This is a genomic window from Oceanobacillus sp. GQ8, assembly GCF_059758495.1.
On the sequence record NZ_JCAXEV010000001.1, the window covers coordinates 843,568 to 865,570 of the forward strand.

Annotated in this window: 23 protein-coding genes; 8 read left to right on the plus strand and 15 right to left on the minus strand. The window is 38.1% G+C overall.

The window, feature by feature from the left end; genetic code table 11:
- Nucleotides 1-44: 44 nt before the first annotated feature.
- Nucleotides 45-350 carry a YbyB family protein gene (locus AC6CHS_RS04425; RefSeq protein ID WP_498234366.1) on the minus strand — a complete coding sequence of 102 codons (306 nt, stop codon included), beginning with the start codon at nucleotides 348-350 and terminating at the stop codon, nucleotides 45-47.
- A gap of 146 nt (nucleotides 351-496) precedes the next feature.
- Here AC6CHS_RS04425 and AC6CHS_RS04430 point away from each other — a divergent pair, with 146 nt between their 5' ends.
- Nucleotides 497-700, plus strand: coding sequence for a YlaI family protein (locus AC6CHS_RS04430; RefSeq protein WP_036573340.1), 204 nt, complete (start codon nucleotides 497-499; stop codon nucleotides 698-700).
- A 160-nt stretch (nucleotides 701-860) separates the two neighbouring features.
- Here AC6CHS_RS04430 and AC6CHS_RS04435 read toward each other — a convergent pair whose 3' ends face one another.
- Entirely contained in the window at nucleotides 861-1,157 is a 297-nt protein-coding gene (locus AC6CHS_RS04435) for a YlaH-like family protein (protein ID WP_498234368.1), read from the minus strand.
- A 163-nt stretch (nucleotides 1,158-1,320) separates the two neighbouring features.
- On the opposite strand from AC6CHS_RS04435, the gene AC6CHS_RS04440 reads away from it, so the two are divergent.
- Complete coding sequence (locus tag AC6CHS_RS04440) at nucleotides 1,321-1,491, plus strand: DUF5325 family protein (RefSeq protein ID WP_498234369.1); 171 nt, start codon at nucleotides 1,321-1,323, stop codon at nucleotides 1,489-1,491.
- Between the two features lie 16 nt (nucleotides 1,492-1,507).
- Here AC6CHS_RS04440 and AC6CHS_RS04445 read toward each other — a convergent pair whose 3' ends face one another.
- A complete protein-coding gene (locus AC6CHS_RS04445) occupies nucleotides 1,508-2,317 on the minus strand; it encodes an inositol monophosphatase family protein (protein ID WP_498234370.1) in 810 nt (269 codons plus the stop codon).
- 98 nt (nucleotides 2,318-2,415) lie between these two features.
- Nucleotides 2,416-2,619: a YkzI domain-containing protein gene (locus AC6CHS_RS04450; protein ID WP_106896543.1), complete on the minus strand. Its 204-nt coding sequence runs from the start codon at nucleotides 2,617-2,619 to the stop codon at nucleotides 2,416-2,418.
- A gap of 240 nt (nucleotides 2,620-2,859) precedes the next feature.
- Here AC6CHS_RS04450 and AC6CHS_RS04455 point away from each other — a divergent pair, with 240 nt between their 5' ends.
- Nucleotides 2,860-3,477: a YktB family protein gene (locus AC6CHS_RS04455; protein ID WP_498234371.1), complete on the plus strand. Its 618-nt coding sequence runs from the start codon at nucleotides 2,860-2,862 to the stop codon at nucleotides 3,475-3,477.
- An 86-nt stretch (nucleotides 3,478-3,563) separates the two neighbouring features.
- Here the strand turns inward: AC6CHS_RS04455 and AC6CHS_RS04460 are convergent, their stop codons facing one another.
- Nucleotides 3,564-3,833 (minus strand): UPF0223 family protein, encoded by a 270-nt coding sequence (locus AC6CHS_RS04460; protein ID WP_498234373.1) that lies wholly within the window; start codon nucleotides 3,831-3,833, stop codon nucleotides 3,564-3,566.
- Nucleotides 3,834-3,845: 12 nt separating this feature from the next.
- A complete protein-coding gene (locus tag AC6CHS_RS04465) occupies nucleotides 3,846-4,802 on the minus strand; it encodes an NAD(P)H-dependent flavin oxidoreductase (RefSeq protein WP_498234375.1) in 957 nt (318 codons plus the stop codon).
- A 139-nt stretch (nucleotides 4,803-4,941) separates the two neighbouring features.
- Between AC6CHS_RS04465 and AC6CHS_RS04470 the strand changes: the two genes are divergently transcribed.
- Nucleotides 4,942-6,414 carry an aminotransferase class I/II-fold pyridoxal phosphate-dependent enzyme gene (locus AC6CHS_RS04470; protein ID WP_498234377.1) on the plus strand — a complete coding sequence of 491 codons (1,473 nt, stop codon included), beginning with the start codon at nucleotides 4,942-4,944 and terminating at the stop codon, nucleotides 6,412-6,414.
- A 75-nt stretch (nucleotides 6,415-6,489) separates the two neighbouring features.
- Here the strand turns inward: AC6CHS_RS04470 and AC6CHS_RS04475 are convergent, their stop codons facing one another.
- Entirely contained in the window at nucleotides 6,490-6,594 is a 105-nt protein-coding gene (locus tag AC6CHS_RS04475) for a GapA-binding peptide SR1P (protein WP_081779346.1), read from the minus strand.
- 244 nt (nucleotides 6,595-6,838) lie between these two features.
- A complete protein-coding gene (locus AC6CHS_RS04480) occupies nucleotides 6,839-7,738 on the minus strand; it encodes a polysaccharide deacetylase family protein (protein WP_498234379.1) in 900 nt (299 codons plus the stop codon).
- Between the two features lie 251 nt (nucleotides 7,739-7,989).
- Between AC6CHS_RS04480 and AC6CHS_RS04485 the strand changes: the two genes are divergently transcribed.
- Nucleotides 7,990-9,513, plus strand: a complete 1,524-nt coding sequence (locus AC6CHS_RS04485) for a glycine betaine uptake BCCT transporter (RefSeq protein WP_498234380.1) — start codon at nucleotides 7,990-7,992, stop codon at nucleotides 9,511-9,513.
- 391 nt (nucleotides 9,514-9,904) lie between these two features.
- Here AC6CHS_RS04485 and lpdA read toward each other — a convergent pair whose 3' ends face one another.
- From lpdA to AC6CHS_RS04510, 5 genes are all read right to left on the minus strand, one after another.
- Nucleotides 9,905-11,314 carry a dihydrolipoyl dehydrogenase gene (lpdA, locus tag AC6CHS_RS04490; protein ID WP_498234382.1) on the minus strand — a complete coding sequence of 470 codons (1,410 nt, stop codon included), beginning with the start codon at nucleotides 11,312-11,314 and terminating at the stop codon, nucleotides 9,905-9,907.
- A 3-nt stretch (nucleotides 11,315-11,317) separates the two neighbouring features.
- The gene (locus tag AC6CHS_RS04495) at nucleotides 11,318-12,583 is read right to left on the minus strand and encodes a dihydrolipoamide acetyltransferase family protein (RefSeq protein ID WP_498234384.1); all 1,266 of its coding nucleotides are present in this window, start codon (nucleotides 12,581-12,583) and stop codon (nucleotides 11,318-11,320) included.
- Between the two features lie 24 nt (nucleotides 12,584-12,607).
- Nucleotides 12,608-13,585, minus strand: a complete 978-nt coding sequence (locus AC6CHS_RS04500; protein WP_498234386.1) for an alpha-ketoacid dehydrogenase subunit beta — start codon at nucleotides 13,583-13,585, stop codon at nucleotides 12,608-12,610.
- 3 nt (nucleotides 13,586-13,588) lie between these two features.
- Entirely contained in the window at nucleotides 13,589-14,671 is a 1,083-nt protein-coding gene (pdhA, locus tag AC6CHS_RS04505; RefSeq protein WP_498234388.1) for a pyruvate dehydrogenase (acetyl-transferring) E1 component subunit alpha, read from the minus strand.
- 612 nt (nucleotides 14,672-15,283) lie between these two features.
- Nucleotides 15,284-16,000 (minus strand): YkyA family protein, encoded by a 717-nt coding sequence (locus AC6CHS_RS04510; RefSeq protein ID WP_498234389.1) that lies wholly within the window; start codon nucleotides 15,998-16,000, stop codon nucleotides 15,284-15,286.
- A gap of 296 nt (nucleotides 16,001-16,296) precedes the next feature.
- Between AC6CHS_RS04510 and def the strand changes: the two genes are divergently transcribed.
- From def to rnjA, 3 genes are all read left to right on the plus strand, one after another.
- A complete protein-coding gene (gene def / locus AC6CHS_RS04515) occupies nucleotides 16,297-16,848 on the plus strand; it encodes a peptide deformylase (RefSeq protein ID WP_498234391.1) in 552 nt (183 codons plus the stop codon).
- Between the two features lie 592 nt (nucleotides 16,849-17,440).
- Nucleotides 17,441-17,650 (plus strand): DNA-dependent RNA polymerase subunit epsilon, encoded by a 210-nt coding sequence (locus AC6CHS_RS04520; protein WP_036573377.1) that lies wholly within the window; start codon nucleotides 17,441-17,443, stop codon nucleotides 17,648-17,650.
- Between the two features lie 3 nt (nucleotides 17,651-17,653).
- A complete protein-coding gene (gene rnjA / locus AC6CHS_RS04525) occupies nucleotides 17,654-19,321 on the plus strand; it encodes a ribonuclease J1 (protein ID WP_498234393.1) in 1,668 nt (555 codons plus the stop codon).
- Between the two features lie 72 nt (nucleotides 19,322-19,393).
- Here the strand turns inward: rnjA and AC6CHS_RS04530 are convergent, their stop codons facing one another.
- A complete protein-coding gene (locus tag AC6CHS_RS04530) occupies nucleotides 19,394-20,059 on the minus strand; it encodes a potassium channel family protein (protein ID WP_498234395.1) in 666 nt (221 codons plus the stop codon).
- A gap of 94 nt (nucleotides 20,060-20,153) precedes the next feature.
- Entirely contained in the window at nucleotides 20,154-21,995 is a 1,842-nt protein-coding gene (locus AC6CHS_RS04535) for an ABC transporter ATP-binding protein (protein ID WP_498234397.1), read from the minus strand.
- Nucleotides 21,996-22,003 lie beyond the last annotated feature (8 nt).

The following is a 22,003-nucleotide window of genomic DNA, read 5'->3' on the forward strand; positions in this document are numbered from 1 at the left end:
CGGCGTTTGCTTTACAAAATTTCTTTTGCTTCACCATTATTTTCTTATTTTTGCTGATTTTCAATCTCGTTGTTGTTTTTATGCTCATTGTAGTATTGGACTCCAAATTGTGAACCTTCAGAAACCATTTTAGCATTCTCAAATTGTGCTATATCTTTATCACTAGATTGGTCTGGAGCGCCTGCATCTTCAAATGTTTCATCATTACTTCTGATTCCTAGTTTTCCAGGCACTTGACGTACACCTTGTTTTAACTTTTCCCTGTTAGACTTATCCTTAAGAAAATAACTCGCAGTTAAACTAATTGCTCCAACAGCTCCTGCAGTCGATAACATGGTACGCTTTTTCATCAAATCACCTCTACGTTTTTTATTTCTACATCTCGTTTTCCCTACTTAGTATTATACAAAACATCCTCCCTATTCTTCTTCGTGATTGTCGGAATATGTTATACTATAAGGAAATGCATCATGACTTTAAGTTAGAGGTGATATACATGCAGGTAAAATGCGCTATATGTGATCAGGTAGAAGATATAGAAGATAATTCGCTTCAAGCCAAAAGGCTAAGAAACCGCCGTATCCATATGTATCTATGCGCCCCCTGTCACGAAAGGATTGGCAACAACACAAAGAAACGACTTGCAACTGGGCAATTTAGATTAAACGAAGAAAAACAGCGATCAGACGATTTCATCTAATTAACCATTGTTAGAGTAGTTAAATGCTAATACTTTCCTTACTAGAACAGCGTTGATAAACAACATTGAATAGGAAACATAATAAAAGCCAAACGGACGAGCCTTGTCATTACAATTCGACGCCGTTTGGCTTTTTATTCCCTTTATAAGCAGTTCTTTTTTATGCATTCCGCTCGCGGTGTAATCGATATCGGTAAATACCCAGTACGAGTGATACAACGATAAGACTTTCTGTAATGGGCAATTTTAGAATGCTAAAAATGGTTAAAACGTATACCCCAACAGCAAGCATAAGGTAGACAAAAATCGTTTGTAGCAATGGTAATTTCCTCGCAAACCCGAGTTTGAATGCAATCGCACTAAAAATTAAGTTTAACAAGTAAAAAGAAAAGTAAAGATTATCTGTACCAAAATATTCTATGTACGTATCAAATAATATACTGAAGCTTGTGTCCATTTCTATGTCCCCCGTTAATCCCGTAAAATAGCATTTATCAAATCTATTCTATCATACAAGATCCTATCCATACATGCCAATATGGCGAAAAGTTATCCAAATAGGTTTTGAAACAAATACTTTTATCGTTTATACTATTGGAGGATAGAATAGAGGTGGAGTTATGAAAACGATTAATTTTCCTATGTTATTACTTGCCTGTCTCGTTATCCTCATGTTTGTAGGGTGCGGTGTGGCGATTGCTTTACAAAATGTTTGGCTTATTGTGTTATTTATCTTATTAGGTTTTGCACTTATGGGATTTGGAATATCTCTAAAACGGAGAAAAAAGTGATATCCCTAGTTGGACATCACTTTTTTCCTTTTATTAAGAAGTCGTTGAGGATCTCTTTTTGTACACATGGGTTGCTTGTGAAGACGGAATTTTTCGTTAGCATATTAACAGGCTTTCCATCCGCGGTAGTGGTTATCCCACCGACTTCTTCCAAAATCACCATACCTGCAGCAATATCCCACGGCGCAAGACTCATTGTTAAATAGCCATCAACTATTCCTTCTGCAGTATACGCAAATTCCAGTGCCGCAGATCCATATGTACGTGTCCCGCGGACTGTTTTGACTAACCTTTGCATTTCTTTTTCGTTAACAAGGCGATTCTCACATAACCAGAAATGGTTGAGGCTAAGAATTGCCTCCTTTAAAGGGACATCTGTACTTAACGCAGGGATTTCTTGGCCGTTCTTGTACGCTCCCTTAGTACGTTGCGCACTGTATAATACATCATCCATGACATCGTAAATTAAGCCAATTTCTCCAACTCCATCGTGATAAATGCCGATGGAAATTGCGAAGTTTCTCTTCTGATGGACGAAATTCATTGTGCCATCAATCGGGTCAATAATCCATATTGTCCCATCCATTGTGGAGAGTTCATCGCCAAACCCTTCTTCGCTTAAAATAAAATGCTCGGGAAAGGTTCCTCTTATTTTACCTGCAAAAAACGCTTCCGTGTCTTTATCCATCGTGGTTACCAAATCATTTGGATTTGATTTTGTGTCAACTGTCAATGGGTCGTTTATTTTAGATCGAATGGTGCTTCCTGCTTCCAATACCCATTCTTTTGCTTGTCGAAATAACGTTTCTCGTACATCTGCGTTCATTGGGCTACCTCCACTCAATTTTAAACTATATACTAATAGTATCAAAATAAGAAGAGTGCGTCATCAGAAACGGAAATATACCAGTGTGTCCCCTGGGATTAACTAACGTCTTCATCATTTTCTATTTGAATTAATTGCTTTCTTAATTGCTCAAGTTTTTCCTTAGCTTTAATTACTTCCACTGTGTCCTCTGCTTGTAGTGCATCATAAAGTGATACTAATTCGTAGTCAATTTCCATGCGGATTACAGGTAGCTTTTCCTGTGCTTCTTTACGACGTAAGGCCTCCATTACATATTTCACTTCTTCCACAACCTTTCAGATCACTTTTAATATATTTATGAGTCAGCCTTGTGTTTGGTTCAATAATTTTCTGAAAATCAGCTATTTACTTGATAACTTTCCCCATAATATGCTTGTTTTAAACATATGTAATGGTATTAAACAGGTTAGTTTAGAAAACTTGACTTGTTTAGACATTTACTTAATAATAATTTATACTTTTGTTATCCATCATAGATGAAAGAAATAAGGAGGATTTTTATGTCGTTCCAAGGGTTTACGAGTGAGGATTTTAACACCTTTGATATAGAAGGTTTAGAGGAAAGAATGGCTGCGATTCAAGACAGAATTCAACCAAAGTTTCAAGAGGTCGGCAGTTTGTTAACGGATTGCCTAGCAGCAGAAGTACAAAACGAGATGTTTTTACATATTGCTAAGCATGCAAGAAGAACAGTAAACCCACCGCATGATACATGGTTGGCTATCGCCGATAATAAACGGGGATATAAAAAACATCCTCATTTCCAAATTGGTTTGTTTGATGACCATCTCTTCATCTGGCTTGCTTTAATATATGAATTAGATCATAAGCAGCAAATTGCCCAGGCATTTACAGATCACTATGAGGAGTTAAAAGCTTTACCGGATGATTTCGTTGTATCCTTAGATCATATGAAAAAACAATCAATTCCATTACAAGCTTTAGAAATTAAAGATGTTCACCGTTTTCGTGACGTCAAAAAGGCAGAATTTCTTATTGGCAGACACCTTTCCCCAACAGACTCTCGCGTGACAAATGGGGATGCTTTTATCGACACAGCAAAGGAAACCTTTAAGTCTTTGCTACCTTTTTATCAGCTCGCACTTAAACAACGCTAGTTAGCCAATGAAGCTTAGCAAAAACCTTGCAGATTACAATTGTGCTCCGCAAGGTTTTTTTGATGGACAAGAGACAATGAAAAAGTTTATTCCATCGAAAAGAGTTCTTCACTCGTTTCTCTAGCCTTCTTCACAACTTTGTAACTCGAATAGCCTGACTCCTTTTCAAATGCGGCAAATACTTTCTTTTCCTCACTTTTTGATGGGATAATTTCTTTTAACCTATTGTATACAGCAAGGACGTTTTGCTTATTAACTTCACTTTCATACGCTTTTTCCATTAATGAGAAAAAATTTACTACATCAATTATTTCCTGTTTACTCCACGTCTCGTCTAGTGGATATTGGTAGTTCATTCGATCCTCTCCTTATCGCCATTTACATCTTATTTCTTCCGCTTCTCTTATAGTGGATTGTATAACCTCTTCTGCTGAGAGCACTTTATCAATTCTTGCTGCCCCTTGACCTGCCCAGCCAAACCCACTTTTCTCATCTCCATCAATAGCATACCTTTGATTTGCCTGCCCACTAATTAGCTCCTTTAATGCCTCATAGCCCTCCCCTCGTTCTTCTACTTCTAATATTTGTTCTGTCCAAGGATTTCGTAATGCTCTGGCAGGCGCACCAAGAGAACGTTTGATCACCACTGTCGACTGCTCATCTGCATGAAGTATCGCTTGTTTATAAGCCATATGTGCATCCACACATTCTGTTGTGGCAATAAACCTTGTTCCCATTTCAATACCTTCAGCTCCGAGCGCCATAGCCGCCATCATTCCCTTGCCATCCACTATTCCACCAGATGCTACAACCGGTATGGAAACATGTTCTCTTACATATGGAGTTAGAACCATGGTGCCTATGTCTCCGCGCCCAAGATGCCCTCCGCCTTCCTGTCCAACGACCATAACTATGTCTGCGCCAAGCTCTTCTGCCTTCACTGCTTGTCTTTTAGCTGCAACTAGGACGAGTGTCTTAATATTCTTCCCTTTTGCTTTGTTAAGTATGTCTTTAGGGTTACCACCCGTAACACTAAGTACAGGTACTTTTTCTTCTAAAATCACCTTTAACATGTGTTCATAAGCTCGACCATGTTGACCTATGGCAAGGTTAACACCAAAAGGCTTATCAGTTAGACTCCTAACTTTTTGGATTTCTTCACGTAGGCGCTTTTCATCGGGTAAACTCATTGCAGTTATTTGCCCAAGGCCACCGGCATTAGATACAGCTGCAGCAAGATCCGCATAGGCAAGATAGGCCAGTCCTCCTTGAATAATTGGATACTTTATCCCCAATAATGAGGTTACCCTTGTTTGCCATTTCACTTCCCCCATCCCCTTTCCTTATATACTTTTTATACTACCATTACTTATATGGCACTGGGAAAGAAAATGAAGCTAGTATTTAACAGGTAAATTTGCTATAATACGTTAGCTATTTTATTTAAAAATGAGGTGCACCCCTGTGAAAGATCAGACAAGAACCCCGCTATTTACCGGGTTATTAGAACATATTGAGAAACATCCGACACAATTCCATATTCCTGGTCACAAACAAGGCAACGCAGCGGAGCCAGCTTTTCGCTCCTACCTTGGTGATAATGCTTTTAAGATGGATTTAATTAATATAGAACCACTTGATGACCTTCATCATCCAAACAGTATAATTAAAGAAGCGCAAGAGTTGGCAGCAGATGCATTTGGAGCTGACTATACCTTCTTCTCTGTGCAAGGGACTAGTGGGGCCATTATGGCTATGGTTATGAGCGTGTGTAGCCCTGGAGATAAAATAATTGTTCCTAGAAATGTTCATAAATCTGTGACATCAGCTATTATTTTCTCTGGCGCTGTTCCTGTTTTCATTCACCCTGAACTAGACCCTATACTCGGTATTTCTCATGGCATTACACCACGAGCAGTAAAACATGCGCTGGAAGCACATCCAGATGCAAAAGCTGTACTCGTAATTAATCCTACGTACTTCGGGGTTTCAGCAGACCTAGAGTCCATTGTTGAAATTGCTCATTATTACGAGATACCAGTGCTAGTGGATGAAGCACATGGAGTCCACATCCACTTCCATCAGAGTCTTCCGCTTTCAGCGATGCAGGCTGGGGCTGATATTGCGGCTACAAGTGTGCATAAATTAGGTGGCTCCTTAACGCAAAGTTCTGTACTTAATTTACAAGGAAATCGTATTTCCCATGAACGTGTTCAAACAATACTTTCTATGTTAACAACAACTTCCACTTCTTACCTATTATTGGCATCTCTTGATACAGCAAGAAAGCAATTAGCAACAATTGGTCATTCGCAGATCGATCGAGCCATCAGTATGGCAAATTCGGCTAGAAATTCCATTAATGAACTGCAATATATATATTGTACAGGGAAAGAAATTCTAGGTACGGAAGCAGCGTACAGCTACGACCCAACCAAATTAATTATCTCTGTAAAGGATCTTGGGATTACAGGGTATGATGCGGAGGTATGGCTAAGGAAGACTCATAATATTGAGGTAGAACTATCAGATCTATATAATGTTCTATGTATTATTACACCTGGGGATTCCGAACAGACGATAGGAAAGTTAATTTCAGCGCTTCAAGAATTGGAAAAATCGATGCTACCATTATCTTCAAAAAACGAAGTCCAGGTCACGATTCCAGACATTCCATTATTAGCCTTAGCACCCCGTGATGCCTTTTATTCTGAAACCGAACTTATTCCTTTTTCAGAGGCAGCTGGCAGAATAAGTGCGGAATCTATTATGGTGTACCCACCAGGCATACCTATTTTTATCCCCGGAGAAATTATTACGGATGAGAATATCGTCTATATATGGAAAAATATTGAAGCTGGTTTACCGGTTCAAGGACTACAAGATGAAACACTTGAGACTATCCGAGTGATAAAGGAATATAAAGCATTTAATTAAAAAAACCCGCATACATTAGTATGCGGGTCTGTATTGTTTAATAATCAATCCTTAAATAAGTATGCGCTTTCTTCTTTATTCGGCGTTACATCCCTGGCATGTGCCATACAGTGTTGTTACTTTTTCTCCTTCAAAGTGTTCAATAATCTCCTGACAGTCCTGACAAATAATTGTACCCATAGGATCAGCTCCCTCTCCAATTAAATGTTGTGTAACAATTTAATTATAATATGTCATAATTAAATTATCAAGCCTAATTAGTATGTAATAATCAAATAATTAATTTGAGAAGTTGGTTTTTGATTTGCATGCTGAAGAAGGATTTCTTTCCTGAAAGGAAAACATAAATACTTTCCTAAAATAGGACAACTTCTCTAAAAATAAAAATACAGGTTACCAACCTTTCTGGTAACCTGTTAAATGTTTAATTTGTATTCTTTTCTGTTTGGATCAAGTTTGGATCTACCATTTCGTAGCCTTTGTCACGAAGTCCCTCGATAATATCCCCTAAAGCATCTGAGGTCCAATCTCTATCATGCATGAGCAGATTCGCACCTGGTTTTAACAGAGAATAATCGACACCAGCTTCCGGTCCCTCTCCAGAAATCATTGCCTGCTTTATTTTCTCTACATCCATGTATGGTTCAAAGTAGTCATAGCCATAAGTCCAGTTCATAATCGTCATTCCTTCTTCATTGGCAACCTCACGTGAGTGGTCTGTGTTTATCCCATGAGGGGCTCGGAAAAAGGTAGGGCGTTCTCCAATGATTTCCTCAATTCGATCACTTACATTAACAATTTCCTCTGTCTGTTCCTCTTCTGACAAAGTGGAAAGGTCAGGATGGCTATAAGTATGGTTTCCAATAGGAAAACCCATCTCGTGAATTTTTTTCAATTTTTCTGCGCCTTCCTCTGTGTTAATAAAGTGGCCATTCACAAAAAAGATGGCACTAGCATTATGCTCCTTTAAGGTTTCTGCCATTTTAATTGCATTTTTATCCGGTACATCATCAATCGTTAATAATACTATTTTCTCATTTGTATCTCCGCTATCGTCAAGCGGAACGATAGAAGAGGTCTCTGAATCTACTTGATAAATCGGTTCCTTTACTGTTTCTTCCTGCTCTTCTGTTTTCGCGGTAGACTCATCCTCTGTATCCTCTTTCTCTTTACTATTGTCTTCTTGATTGTTACCTTGCTCTTCTTGCTTACTATTCTCCTCTTGGTTCTCATTTTCAGATTCATTACTGGATTGTTGACTATCGTTACAAGCCGCTAAAAATAGAAAAGAAACAAATAGAATGCCTATTATAATATGTCGCATTATGTACCCTCCTGCTGAACTAATTTGATTACTCTATTATAAAGTATAAAATCAGGCCATTACAATTCTTTTCCCTTTCCGATTATTTCGTGTTTCATCACCTAGTTAAAGGGTATAACGTAAAGTCGACTATAATTTTTCTTTTAGGGAATATTATGTTTAGGTTTGAAGGATATTAAGGAATGTGTTTTAATACTTAATTGTGTGCCTACATAATTATTATTTCAAAAAAATATAAGAGAGGGGAAAATATGAAAAAAGTATCGAATGTTTTCTGGATATCCGCAATTGTCACAGTATTATTTATAATATGGGGAATTATACCACATAGTGTGCTACCCACTGCAAATCTCGACAATATAACGAGTATTATCCAAAGTTACCTTGTTGACACATTTGGTTGGTTCTATCTACTCAGCGCCACAGGCTTCCTTATCTTTGCTATCTATTTAATCTTTTCAAAATATGGAAATATTAAACTAGGAAGGCCTGGAGATAAACCAGAATACGGGTACCTCACTTGGTTTGCTATGTTATTTAGTGCAGGTATGGGGATTGGACTTGTATTCTGGGGTGCAGCAGAACCACTATCACATTTCCATGAACCACCATTTGGGGATGCGGAAACAAGTGATGCTGCAAAAACAGCGTTACAATATAGCTTCTTCCATTGGGGATTCCACCCATGGGCAATTTATGCAACCATCGCTTTAGCCCTTGCTTATTTCAAATTCCGTAAGCAGTCTCCAGGGGTAGTAAGTGCCATATTAGAACCGTTATTTGGTGAACGCATCCGTGGAAAGTGGGGAACGCTTGTCGACTTTATTGTAGTCTTTGCTACAGTATTCGGTGTAGCAACATCGCTAGGGTTTGGCGCAATCCAAATTAGCGGCGGTTTAAGCTTTTTAACTGGTATGGAGCAATCTATATCACTTCAATTAATTATAATTGGGATCGTTACAGTACTTTATATGACATCGGCCATGACTGGATTAAATAAAGGGATTAAGTATTTAAGTAATGCTAACCTAATTTTAGCTTTCTTATTGATGGTATTCTTGTTATTCGCAGGACCGACAACGTATATATTAAATCTATTTACTAACACATTAGGTAACTATATTCAAAACCTGCCAAGCATGAGCTTTCGAATGACACCATTCAACGAAGATAATACAACTTGGATCAATGGTTGGACCATTTTCTATTGGGCATGGTGGATTTCTTGGGCGCCTTTTGTAGGTACGTTTATTGCTCGTGTATCTCGCGGGAGAACGATTAGAGAGTTTGTTCTCGGTGTGCTGTTAGTCCCAACTATCTTTGGCGCACTATGGTTCACTGTTTTTGGAGGATCAGCCATAAACTTAGAGTTTTTCCAAAATGCAAATATCCAAGCAGATGTAAATGCAATTGGTACTGAGGCTGCATTATTCTCTGTATTACAACATTATCCTTTTGCCATGGTTATGACCATCATTGCTATTTTGCTAATAACAACATTCTTTATAACATCAGCAGATTCAGCAACATTTGTATTAGGAATGCAGACAACAAATGGCAGCCTATACCCACCAAATATTGTGAAGTTCATATGGGGTCTATTGCAGTCTAGTGCGGCGGCAGTACTTTTATGGCAAGGTGGACTAGAAGCCTTACAAACTGCTTCCATTATAGCAGCCTTCCCTTTCGCAATAATCATGATCTTGATTGTAGCCTCCTTAATCAAGTCATTTAGAGCGGAAGCAAAGGATATTGACTTTAGTAAGAAGAGATAAAGAAACTTCTTCCCTCTTCCTTTATACTAGTAACTAGCTGTTAATATCAACTTTATTAAGTAATATGCCGAATGGTATCGAAACCTGTTGGGAATCCCCACCTAAGCTTCGAATCGCCATTCGGCTTTTATTTGGGGTTTAACAAGCGTGAGGAGTTAAAATGATAGTTTAACTTCAGAGAGATGATAGTTTCACCAAGTGTCTTCTAAGGCTTGCTACTCTAACGAACAAGTTACCATCGTAATAGGCAGCCATTATCGACAAATTGAGGACTAAAAAGAGTATGTATATACGTAGGAGGCATAATAATAAAAAGACTGCCTCAGAAGTCGTATATCGACTTCTGAGGCAGCCTTCTTTTAATCTGCGTAGTGTCTACGCAAGATCTTTATTATTTCATCATATGAATTGGTGTACCCATTGCAAGCTCTGCAGCTTCCATAGTGATTTCACCTAAGCTTGGATGTGCATGAATAGTTAGTGCAATATCTTCGGCAGTCATACCTGCTTCAATTGCCAGGCCGACTTCAGCAATCATGTCACTTGCATTAGGACCAGCAATTTGTGCTCCGATTACAAGTCCATCTTCTTCTCTTGTAATAAGCTTCATGAAGCCATCACTATCATTTAGTGAAAGCGCACGGCCATTTGCTGCAAATGGGAATTTAGCAGCATTAACTTTATAGCCTGCATCTTTTGCTTCTTGTTCAGTTAAACCAACTGAAGCTAATTCTGGATCAGAGAATACAACAGCTGGCATTCCGATATAATCGATTTCAGCTTTTTCTCCACTGATAGCTTCTGCAGCAATTTTTCCTTCGTAAGACGCTTTATGGGCAAGCGGCATACCTGGAACAATATCACCAATCGCATAAATGTTTTCAACATTAGTACGACATTGCTTATCAATTTGCACAAGGCCACGGTCGTCCATTTCAATACCCACTTGCTCAAGACCAAGCTCCTGCGTATTAGGGCGACGTCCTACAGTTACAAGTACGTAATCTGCATCGATTTTCTCTTCTTTACCATTCACTTCATAAGAAATAGTTACGCCATCTTTTGTTTCTTCTACACCTTTAGCCATAGCCTCAGTGATGATTGAAACATTTTTCTTTTTCAAGCGTTTTTTAACTACTTGCGTCATTTGTTTTTCAAATCCACCAAGAATATCTTTTGTTCCTTCTAAGACTGTAACTTCAGTGCCAAAGTTAGCATAAGCAGTACCTAGTTCAGTACCAATGTAACCTCCACCGATTACTACCATCTTTTTAGGAATCTCTTTAAGATTTAGTGCACCAGTAGAATCCAGTACACGATCAGAGAATTTGAAGCTAGGAATTTCAATTGGTGTTGAACCAGTTGCAATAATACAGTTGTTGAACGTATATGTTTGAGAGTTTTTCTCATCCATTACTTTAGCTGTATTTTTATCAACGAAATACACTTCACCATTAAGAATGTCTACTTTGTTTCCTTTTAAAAGTCCTTCAACCCCAGAAGTTAGCTTATTTACTACACTGCCCTTCCATTCTTGAACTTTTGAAAAATCAACCGTAACGTTCTCTGTTTTAATACCAAGTTCTTCGTTACCATGAGCATGCTCTGTAAGATGTCCGGCTTGGATTAAAGCCTTCGAAGGAATACATCCAACATTTAAACAAACTCCACCAAGAGCTCCTTTATCTACAATCGTAACTTTTTGGCCTAGCTGAGCAGCACGGATGGCAGCTACATAGCCACCAGGTCCTGCTCCAACTACTAGTGTGTCTAGTTCAATCGGGAAATCTCCTACTACCATAATTTACGCCTCCATCATAATTAATTGTGGATCGCTTAACAATCGTTTGATTTGATTTAGAGCCAGCTGTGCTGTTGCTCCATCAACAATACGATGATCAAAGCTTAATGACAATGCAAGTACAGGTGCAACAACAATTTCACCATCTTTTACTACTGGTTTTTCAGCAATACGACCAATTCCAAGAATAATCGCTTCTGGATAGTTTAGAACTGGAGTGAACCATTGTCCACCAGCAGAACCAATATTAGAAATTGTATTAGAAGCACCTTTCATTTCATCTGGAGCAAGTTTACCATTACGTGCTTTTGCACCAAGTTCATTAATTTCTTGTGAAATTGCAAAGATTGACTTACGGTCAGCATTTTTCACAACTGGTACTAACAAACCTTTTTCTGTGTCTGCCGCAATACCGATGTTGTAGTAATGCTTCTGCACAATCTCGTTTGTGTTCTCATCTATATAAGAATTCAAGATAGGGAACTTCTTAGATGCTGAAACAAGTGCTTTTGCAACATATGGTAAATAAGTTAATTTAATTTCTTGCTCTGCTGCAACAGCTTTGAATTTCTTACGATGTGCGACAAGCTCTGTAACGTCTACCTCATCCATTAGTGTAACATGAGGTGCTTTTGTTTTGGAATTAACCATTGCTTTTGCAATTGACTTACGAATACCGCTCATAGCTTCACGAGTTTCTGGGTATTCACCCTCTGGTGTTGCCTGCGGTGCAGGTTTTTCTGCTTTTTCAGATGCAGCTGGAGTCTCAGTTTGAGTAGACGGCTGATCACCATTTAGATATTGGTCAATATCCTCTTTTAAAACGCGTCCGTTTTTCCCAGAACCTGTTACTTCAGTAATGTTAACGTCATTATCACGTGCATGCTTTCTTACTGAAGGCATGGCAATAACACGTTTGTCACTGCTTTCGTCTTTATCATCTGATTTAGCAGTTTCTTTTTTCTCTTCTTTTGGTGCTTCTTCTGTTGCTTCTTCTTCAGCTGAATCCTCATCATCAGAAGATTCATAGCCTTCTGCATCAAATGTAATTAGTTTATCGCCAACTACAGCTACAGTTCCTTCTTCAACATGAAGCTTTGTTACTTTACCTTCTACAGGAGAAGGTATTTCTACAACTGCTTTATCGTTCTGTACTTCACAAAGCACATCATCTTCTTTTACTTCGTCATCTACACTAACAAACCATTTAACTATTTCACCTTCGTGAATACCTTCACCGATATCCGGCAATTTGAAATCATATGCCATTATAACTACCTCCTGTTCACTTATTTAGAAATTTAATACAGTGTTTACTTTTTCTACGATGTCATTATGGTTAGGTAACCAAACTTCTTCTGCTGCTGAGAAGGAGTATACTGTATCTGGTGCTGTAACACGCAATACAGGAGCTTCAAGATGAAGGATTGCTCTTTCCTGTATTTCAGCTACTACATTGGCACTTACACCAGCTTGGCGTTGTGCTTCCTGTACTACTACTACACGGTTTGTTTTCTTAACGGATTCGATAATTGTATCGATATCGATTGGAGAAACAGTTCTCAAATCAATTACTTCTGCAGAAACGCCATCTTTTTCAAGTTCTTCAGCTGCTTTAAGAGAAGCATGTACCATCGCTCCGTAAGAAATTAGCGTAACATCCGTTCCTTCACGTTTCACTTCTGCTTTACCAATTTCTACTGTATATTCCTCTTCCGGAACTTCTTCACGGAAAGAACGATATAGTTTCATATGCTCTAGGAACAATACAGGGTCGTTATCACGAATTGCAGCAATTAGTAGACCTTTCGCATCGTAAGGATTAGATGGAATAACCACTTTAATCCCTGGTTGTTGGGCGATTAGACCCTCTAAAGAATCGGCATGCAATTCTGGTGTGTGTACACCGCCACCAAATGGTGAACGAATTGTTACAGGTGCAGTATGGTGTCCACCTGAACGGTAACGCATACGAGCAAGCTGTCCGCTAATTGAATCCATTACTTCATATACGAAGCCGAAGAACTGGATCTCTGGTACTGGACGGAAGCCTTCAAGGGCAAGACCTACAGCTAATCCACCGATACCTGACTCAGCTAGTGGTGTGTCAAATACACGTTCTTCTCCGAACTCATCCTGCAACCCTTCAGTAGCACGGAATACACCACCATTTTGACCAACATCTTCACCAAATACAAGCACATTCTCGTCGTTTTTAAGTTCTGTACGCATTGCATCAGTGATTGCTTGAATCATTGTCATTTGTGCCATGATTTACTTCGACTCCTTTTCTTTGTATTCTTCCATTTGCTCCTGCAAATTGTTAGGAAGTTCTTCAAACATATTTTCAATGAAGTCCGTTACTTTTTGTTTTGGATATTCATCTGCTTTTTTGATTGCTTGTTTAATTTCATTTTTTGCTTCTTCAATTACTTTGTTTTCTTCCTCTTCAGACCAGATACCCTTCTCTTCAAGGAATGTACGGAAGCGTACAAGTGGATCTTTTTTCTCCCACTCATTATCTAGATCTTCAGTACGGTAACGAGTTGGATCATCACCAGCCATTGTATGTGGTCCATAACGGTAAGTTAATGTTTCAATTAACATTGGCCCCTCACCATTGATTGCACGCTCACGAGCATGTTTCGTTACAGCATAAACAGCTAGCACGTCCATCCCGTCAACCTGCATTCCTTCGATCCCTGCAGCAACAGCTTTTTGAGCTAGTGTTTTAGCACTCGTTTGTTTTTCAACTGGTACTGAAATTGCAAAGTAGTTATTTTGGACAAAGAAAAGCGCTGGTGCTTTATAAGCTCCTGCAAAGTTAATTCCTTCGTAGAAATCACCTTGAGAAGTACCACCGTCACCAGTGTATGTTACAGCAACAGCTTTTCTACCGCGTTTCTTAATACCAAGTGCTACTCCGGCGGTTTGAACATACTGTGCTCCAATTATAATTTGTGGGCTTAGTGCATTAACACCTTCTGGCATTTGATTACCATGGAAATGACCTCTGGAAAATAAAAATGCCTGGTATAGCGGAAGACCTTGCCAGATTAATTGAGGTACATCACGGTACCCTGGAAGAATGAAATCATCTTTTTCAAGTGCAAATTGACTTCCAAGCTGAGAAGCTTCTTGTCCTGCAGTTGGAGCATAGAAACCAAGGCGTCCTTGACGATTTAGTGCAATGGAACGTTGGTCAAGTATGCGGGTGTAAACCATTCTGCGCATTAATTCTTTTAATTCCTCATCTGATAGATCAGGCATATCATCTTTGTTGACAATCTTTCCATCTTCATTAAGAATCTGGAACATTTCGAACTGACTTTCAACACTTTCAAGTACGTGTTTCAAAATAGTTCACCTCTTCCTTTCTTATATCCTTTTTAAATAATATTGTCCTTACTAGCCTACCCAAAACATAAAAAAACTGCACAAATTAACTAATAATCTTGTACCCTTTTTCATTTTCTTATAATCTTATGTTTAATTTATCCTTCAAACTGTTACAGTTGGGCCATGACATTTATTAGTACAATAATTATTATACTTAAATACTAGCCTAAAATCTCTATTTGGTCAAACACTTTGTTTTACGTAGCAAGCTGAGTATTCTCCAAGGCAATACTGAAAAAAGATAGCTTTTCAAGAAACCTCCTCAACCCTTCCCATATAAGCGAATTCCACCTTTAAGCCATCCAAATTCGTAAAATAGAAACTGTTATATTTCAGAACGAAATCTGTATTAATATCTAGTTGAACAGGTGCGTAGTAAAGACATAGAGTCTGTTTAAAAACGTAGTGGCTAGGTTAAAATATTTTTAATAAAGGAAACTCACATGACTTCCACTTTCTAAATGTACCTGAACTTGAGATTTCCATAACCTGCCTGCAAACATATTTTTCATTTTCTAACACATAAAAAAAGAACTGATAAAATCAGTCCTTCTTTATGATGATATGATATTATTCAGACTCACTTTTATCTTGCTCTTCTTGACTTTGGTCTTCATTCTTGGACTCGGCGTCTTCATACTCTACTTCTATTTCTGCCTGAGAATAAAACTCTTTCTTTAAATCATTATAAGAAGCTGTGCTTTCATTAAATGATTCGTTTGCATTTAAGACTTGTTCATAACTCTCATTTATTGTGTTGATGTGATCTGTAAGTTCTTCCTGTTCCGTACTTTCATCTTGCAACATTCCATACAGATCTTTCTCTTGTTGAATGGCAGTAGCATATACTTGGTAAAGTTTTTTATATGCCGTAAAACGGTCCATCATGGTAGAATACATATTTTCAGCCGTTTCCTTTAACTGCTCGTCCTCGATTTCTACAATCAAGTCCTCTGTTTTTTGGAACTCCTCTTTTGCAGAATTGATGCTATCTTTCTCGGCTTCAAGTGCTTCCTCTCTTTCTGTCACGACCTCTGTTGCCTTTTGCGAAAGCTCTTTAATCTTATCCATCTCATCTGTTCCAAGTTCAATAATCTGGCTGTATAGGTCTTGTTCCTGACGCTCAAGTTCCGTAATGTTGCTCTGTTGCTCCTCAAATCCGCTTTCCTGAGCTACAGCCTCTTCTAAATGTCCATGAATTTGCTCTTCAGTCGATTCGCTGCTACAGGCAGATATGATGGCAAGCAAGCCTAATAGTAATAATATAGATGCTTTTTTAAATGGCATCGGCTTATTCCCCTCTCAATCTTGATGTATGCCCCCAAGTATAACATAAAACATGTTAAATCTCTGGTAAAAAAACTTTGAAAAAGAGTGATCCAGTCAAACATTATGATCAAATGTTACAAGTTATGATAAAATAAAGCACGAAAGATATATAGGTTAGATGGTATGTTAAGTGAAGCATGAATTATCTCGTTAATTATGAACTACCATATTACGATAGTTTCTATAGGCATACTGGCAAAAAACAAAACTTGAACCTATTTTCAAATTAAATTTGCGGGCAGGAGTGACCAAATATGATTACAATGAAAGATATCGTCCGTGAAGGACATCCTTCTTTGGAAACATCAGCAGAAGAAGTAAAAACTCCCCTACAGCAAGAAGAGCGGGAGTTGCTTGAAGAAATGCTGACCTTCTTAAAAAATAGCCAAGATGATGAAATAGCAAGAAAGTATGATCTACGAGCTGGGGTTGGGTTAGCCGCACCGCAACTGGGGATTAACAAGCGTCTTGTTGCTATTCACTTTGAAGACTTTAATGGCAAACTATATAGTTATGGTCTTGTAAACCCGAAAATTGTTAGCCATTCTGTTGAGGATGCATATCTGTCTTCAGGTGAAGGCTGTCTCTCCGTGGATAGAACCGTTGAAGGATATGTCATACGTCATGCAAGAATTACAGTAAAAGCAACTGATATGGATAACAATCCATTGAAGCTTAGACTTAAAGGATATGCAGCAATTGTGTTCCAGCATGAGATTGATCATCTAAATGGAATTATGTTCTATGACCGAATAAACAGCAAAAACCCATTTTCGGCACCAGACAACGCAAAAGCCATTGACTGAATGTCCCAAAACTTAAATCATACGAACGAAAAAGCTGAACTTTATCTATAGTTCGGCTTTTTACATATTACATATATGATATGGATTAAGTCACATTTAATGATGAAAAATACTGCGGTATATGTATAAGAAAATGCGATAGGTGAAAAATAGAATATATCATGCTAGCAAGCAATCTCAAATGAAATAATAAATATTTTTCCAACAAATAACGTATTTTTATTTCAATATTCCTCAACTCGTACTATACTATAACTAAGAGGGATTGGATCGGTAGAACGTTTTTGTTGCTTTTCTTAATATTCGAAAGGAGCTGCATTCGTATGTTAAAACGCCTGAAAGAAAAGCTCAAGAAACGCTGGAAAGACTTTTTAGGCCAAGGACGCGTACCTACAACTTGTAAAAAAGACTACCATTGAGGTTTCCCAATCACAGTGTAAAAAGGTACAATATCTAATATGAATGCTACGGAAATAACAGATGCCTCTGAATTGTCATATTTACGGAATGATAGCTTTTATCAGCTATCAGGCAATCAGAAATACAAACAAAATAAAAATCATGAAGAAAGATCATGTAAGGAGAGATGAGATTGATTTATAAAGTATTATATCAAGAACTAAAGGATGAGATTCCAGTTCGAGAACGCACAAAGTGTGCATATGTAGAAGCCGACTCTGTCCGAGAAGTCCGTTCCAGTTTAAATGAAAAAAAATTCAACATTGAATACATCCATGTTCTAGACGAGGCACATTTAGAATATGAAAAACAATCTGAAACCTTTAAAGTGGAGAACGCTTAACACATGAAATTTGTTAAGAATGACCAAGCAGCAGTTTTTGCACTTGGCGGATTAGGTGAAATAGGAAAGAATACCTATGGGGTGCAGTTCCAGGATGAGATTATTTTAATTGATGCTGGAATTAAATTCCCAGAAGACGAACTATTAGGTATTGACTATGTTATTCCTGATTACACGTACCTTGTGCAAAACCAAGATAAAATTAAAGGATTAATCATTACACACGGACATGAAGACCATATTGGTGGAATACCATATCTTCTCCGTGAAATTAACGTGCCGATTTATGCAGGGAAACTTGCACTAGGATTAATCAGAAATAAACTGGATGAACATGGACTATTAAGAAATGCAAAATTAAACCCAATTCAAGAAGATGATGTTATAAAATTCCGTAAAACATCTGTAAGCTTTTTCCGTACAACACACAGTATCCCTGATTCTTATGGAGTAGTCGTTAAGACACCTCCTGGAAATATTGTACACACTGGTGATTTTAAATTTGATTTCACACCTGTCGGGGAACCTGCAAACCTTTCCAGAATGGCAGAAATAGGCAAAGAAGGCGTACTTTGCTTACTTTCTGATAGTACAAATAGTGAAGTACCTGGTTTTACAATGTCAGAAAAGGTAGTCGGGTCTAACATTCATGATATTTTCAGCAGAGTGGATGGCAGATTAATATTTGCTACATTTGCTTCTAATATCTACCGTCTCCAACAAGTTGTAGAAGCGGCAGTTAAGCACAACCGCAAAGTTGCTGTTTTTGGCCGTAGCATGGAATCGGCAATTAATCTCGGGCAGGAGTTAGGCTATATTCAAGCGCCCAAAGATACGTTTATTGAAGCTAATCAAATAAACCGTCTTCCTGCAAATGAAGTTACGATTTTATGTACCGGGTCACAAGGTGAGCCAATGGCTGCCCTCTCACGTATCGCGAATGGTACACACAGGCAAATACAAATCATTCCTGGTGACACTGTTGTATTCTCTTCTTCACCAATCCCTGGAAATACAGTAAGTGTTGGTAGAACGATTAATAAACTTTACCGTGCCGGAGCAGATGTAATTCATGGGAAACTAAGCAACATCCATACCTCAGGTCATGGTAGTCAAGAAGAACAAAAACTAATGTTACGATTAATTCAGCCAAAATACTTTATGCCAATCCACGGTGAATACCGTATGTTAAAGGAACACACCAAGCTGGCAGAAGTATGTGCTGTAGATCAAGATAATTCCTTCGTAATGGATAATGGAGATGTTCTTGCATTAGGTAAGGATAATGCTATTATTGCAGGTAAAATACCTTCAGGATCTGTTTACGTAGATGGAAGCGGAATTGGCGACATTGGAAACATTGTATTACGTGACCGTCGTATCCTTTCTGAGGAAGGTTTAGTAATCGTTGTTGTTAGTATTAATATGAAGGAGTTTAAGATCTCTGCAGGTCCTGATATTATTTCACGTGGATTCGTCTATATGAGAGAATCAGAAGACCTTATCAATGAAGCGCAGAAGCTTGTCTCCAATCATTTGAATAAAGTAATGGAACGTAGAACAACACAGTGGTCTGAAATTAAAAATGAAATTACAGATACCATTGCACCATTCCTTTATGAAAAGACAAAACGTAGACCAATGGTTCTACCGATTATTATGGAAGTTTAATCTTTATATGCAAAAAGCCCGGGAATCGTTCCCGGGCTTTTTCATATATTAAGTCAGCGAAATAAATCTAACTTAATCTTCGATAACAAGATTTTTCTCAAAACGAGAAATATCCTTGTCTGAACCTATTACAATTAGCACGTCCTCTTCTACAAGGACATCCTCTGCTGCAGGAGACACATTAATGTCCTTCCCTTGCTTAATCGCTACAACGTTACAGCCATAGTTCGCACGAATATCTAGATCAATCAACGTCTTGCCAACCATTTTCTGACCAGCTTTTACCTCTACAATGCTATGATCATCTGAAAGCTCCAAATAATCGAGTATATTATTGGAGATTATATTATGGGCGATTCGTTTCCCCATGTCTCGTTCTGGGTGAACAACATTGTCTGCCCCAATTTTGTTGAGGATTTTTTCGTGATAATCATTTTGTGCTTTCACTGTAATTTTCTTAATGCCTAGATCAGTAAGGATAACAGTAGTCAAAATACTTGCCTGGATATTATCTCCAATAGCTACAATAACATGGTCAATATTTTTAATACCTAACTCTTTTAATGAAGCTTCATCCGTAGCATCTGCGATTACCGCATGAGAGGCTATATTTTTATATTCATTGATTTTATCTTCATCATTATCAATTACCAGTACTTCCATTCCTTCCATGCTTAATTCACGGCAAATACTTCCCCCAAATCTTCCTAATCCGATTACTGCATAATCACGTTTCATTATTTTTCCTCCATCACTCAACTTTGTCGATATAGCTATCATACATGATGAAACGAAAAAGGAGCAACCTCTTTTCGAGTTGCTCCTTCCAATTTTACATTGCATCAAGCATTTGGAACTGTGATTTCACTAATCCAAAGTACTCTCCGCGCTTAGCCATCAATTCCTCATGGTTTCCGTTTTCGAGCACTTTTCCATTTTCTAGCACAAAAATATTATCCGATTCTCTGATTGTAGATAATCGGTGCGCAATAATAATTGCTGTTCTACCCTTAAGCAACCTATTCAACGCCTTTTGTATTTTCACTTCTGTTTCAGTGTCAATACTTGCTGTCGCTTCGTCCAAAATGAGGATAGTTGGGTCCGCTAAAAGTGCTCTAGCAAAGGAAAGTAATTGTCTCTCCCCTGCTGATAAGATACTTCCTCTTTCTTCAACTTCAGTAGCATATCCTTCTCCCAACCGCTGAATGAAGTCATCTGCTCCAACTACTTTAGCTGCTTCCATGACTTCCTCATCCGTTGCGTTAGGTTTACCGAAACGGATATTTTCCATTATGGTTCCAGAAAAAATAAAGGTATCCTGTAAAACAACACTGATTTTTTGACGAAGGCTATTGATTTTAACATCTCGTAAATCATGCCCATCAATCTTTACAACCCCTTTAGTAGGGTCATAGAACCTACTAATTAAGTTAGCAATAGTCGATTTCCCACTCCCCGTATGTCCCACAAGGGCGATTGTTTGGCCTTGCTTGATATCAAGGGATATTTCATGGAGAGCAATTCTTCCTTCTTCATAAGAGAACTCCACTTTATCGAACTCAATATGTCCCTTCATTTGTTCAATGTTATAAGAATTTTCCTTTTCGTCAACGTTTGGCTTTTCATCAAGAAACTCAAAAATCCTTTCCGAGGCTGCCATTGCCATTAAAAGTTGATTGTACATTTGCCCAAGACGTGAAATTGGTTCCCAGAACATGCCGAGGAAAAAGGCAAATGTTACAAACGTTCCGAGTTCGATGCCGCCATTCGCTTCACCGAGTAATATAAGATGTGCTCCATAAGCAATTAATATAACTGTACCAACTGCATTACACATCTCAACGAGTGGTCTAAACATCGCACTCTTCTTTGAAGCACCACGAAAACTTTCAAAGAAACCATGGTTCACACCATTAAAATATTCCCCATTCTCCTTTTCTTGTGAAAAAGATTGTGTAATTCGCATTCCTTGGAGACCCTCATTTAAATGCGAGTTCATCCTGGATTGCTGAATGCGCACTTCTTGCCATGAGCGACGGATATTTCTTCGCAACTTAGTAGAAATATAGAACATGATCGGCAATATAACCATGATAGCAAGTGCGAGCTTTGGACTTAATACAAATAAGATAACGATAATGCCGATTAATGTCACAACATCCATTAGCAGGTTAATGATTCCATTTGTAAATAATTCCTGTAATGAATTGATATCATTCATAATTCTTACAAGAATTGATCCCGCTGATCGCGAATCAAAAAAGCGATGTGATAAACGTTGCACATGAGAAAACAAATGTTGTCTAAGGTCATAAATAACATTTTGACCGAGAATATTTACCCACTTAATTCGGAAGGTGTTTCCTACAAAGCTTACTAAATAAAGAAGGCCGATGCCAACCACGAGATAGGTTAACATTGTGGTATCCTGGTTTTTTATGGCAACATCAATCGCGACCTTACCAATTAAAATTGGTACAGTTAGTCTAACTGCCGTAGATATCATCATGGCAATGATCGCCGCAGGTAAATAATTTTTCGAATATGGTTTCAGATAGACGAGCAAACGCATCATCTGTGTCCAGTTAAATTGTTTTTCAATTGCCTGATCAACCGTATAGTGAAATCGCGTTAGATGTCTGTTTTTATCTTTAGCGTTACTAGTATTCGCCATCGAATCCC

Excerpts from the sequence above, each read along its gene's own strand:
- AC6CHS_RS04425 (WP_498234366.1), bottom strand. The coding sequence starts at position 350 with ATGAAAAAGCGTACCATGTTATCGACTGCAGGAGCTGTTGGAGCAATT.
- AC6CHS_RS04430 (WP_036573340.1), top strand. The coding sequence starts at position 497 with ATGCAGGTAAAATGCGCTATATGTGATCAGGTAGAAGATATAGAAGAT.
- AC6CHS_RS04435 (WP_498234368.1), bottom strand. The coding sequence starts at position 1,157 with ATGGACACAAGCTTCAGTATATTATTTGATACGTACATAGAATATTTT.
- AC6CHS_RS04440 (WP_498234369.1), top strand. The coding sequence starts at position 1,321 with ATGAAAACGATTAATTTTCCTATGTTATTACTTGCCTGTCTCGTTATC.
- AC6CHS_RS04445 (WP_498234370.1), bottom strand. The coding sequence starts at position 2,317 with ATGAACGCAGATGTACGAGAAACGTTATTTCGACAAGCAAAAGAATGG.
- AC6CHS_RS04455 (WP_498234371.1), top strand. The coding sequence starts at position 2,860 with ATGTCGTTCCAAGGGTTTACGAGTGAGGATTTTAACACCTTTGATATA.
- AC6CHS_RS04460 (WP_498234373.1), bottom strand. The coding sequence starts at position 3,833 with ATGAACTACCAATATCCACTAGACGAGACGTGGAGTAAACAGGAAATA.
- AC6CHS_RS04475 (WP_081779346.1), bottom strand. The coding sequence starts at position 6,594 with ATGGGTACAATTATTTGTCAGGACTGTCAGGAGATTATTGAACACTTT.
- AC6CHS_RS04480 (WP_498234379.1), bottom strand. The coding sequence starts at position 7,738 with ATGCGACATATTATAATAGGCATTCTATTTGTTTCTTTTCTATTTTTA.
- AC6CHS_RS04485 (WP_498234380.1), top strand. The coding sequence starts at position 7,990 with ATGAAAAAAGTATCGAATGTTTTCTGGATATCCGCAATTGTCACAGTA.
- lpdA (WP_498234382.1), bottom strand. The coding sequence starts at position 11,314 with ATGGTAGTAGGAGATTTCCCGATTGAACTAGACACACTAGTAGTTGGA.
- AC6CHS_RS04495 (WP_498234384.1), bottom strand. The coding sequence starts at position 12,583 with ATGGCATATGATTTCAAATTGCCGGATATCGGTGAAGGTATTCACGAA.
- AC6CHS_RS04500 (WP_498234386.1), bottom strand. The coding sequence starts at position 13,585 with ATGGCACAAATGACAATGATTCAAGCAATCACTGATGCAATGCGTACA.
- AC6CHS_RS04510 (WP_498234389.1), bottom strand. The coding sequence starts at position 16,000 with ATGCCATTTAAAAAAGCATCTATATTATTACTATTAGGCTTGCTTGCC.
- def (WP_498234391.1), top strand. The coding sequence starts at position 16,297 with ATGATTACAATGAAAGATATCGTCCGTGAAGGACATCCTTCTTTGGAA.
- rnjA (WP_498234393.1), top strand. The coding sequence starts at position 17,654 with ATGAAATTTGTTAAGAATGACCAAGCAGCAGTTTTTGCACTTGGCGGA.
- AC6CHS_RS04530 (WP_498234395.1), bottom strand. The coding sequence starts at position 20,059 with ATGAAACGTGATTATGCAGTAATCGGATTAGGAAGATTTGGGGGAAGT.
- AC6CHS_RS04535 (WP_498234397.1), bottom strand. The coding sequence starts at position 21,995 with ATGGCGAATACTAGTAACGCTAAAGATAAAAACAGACATCTAACGCGA.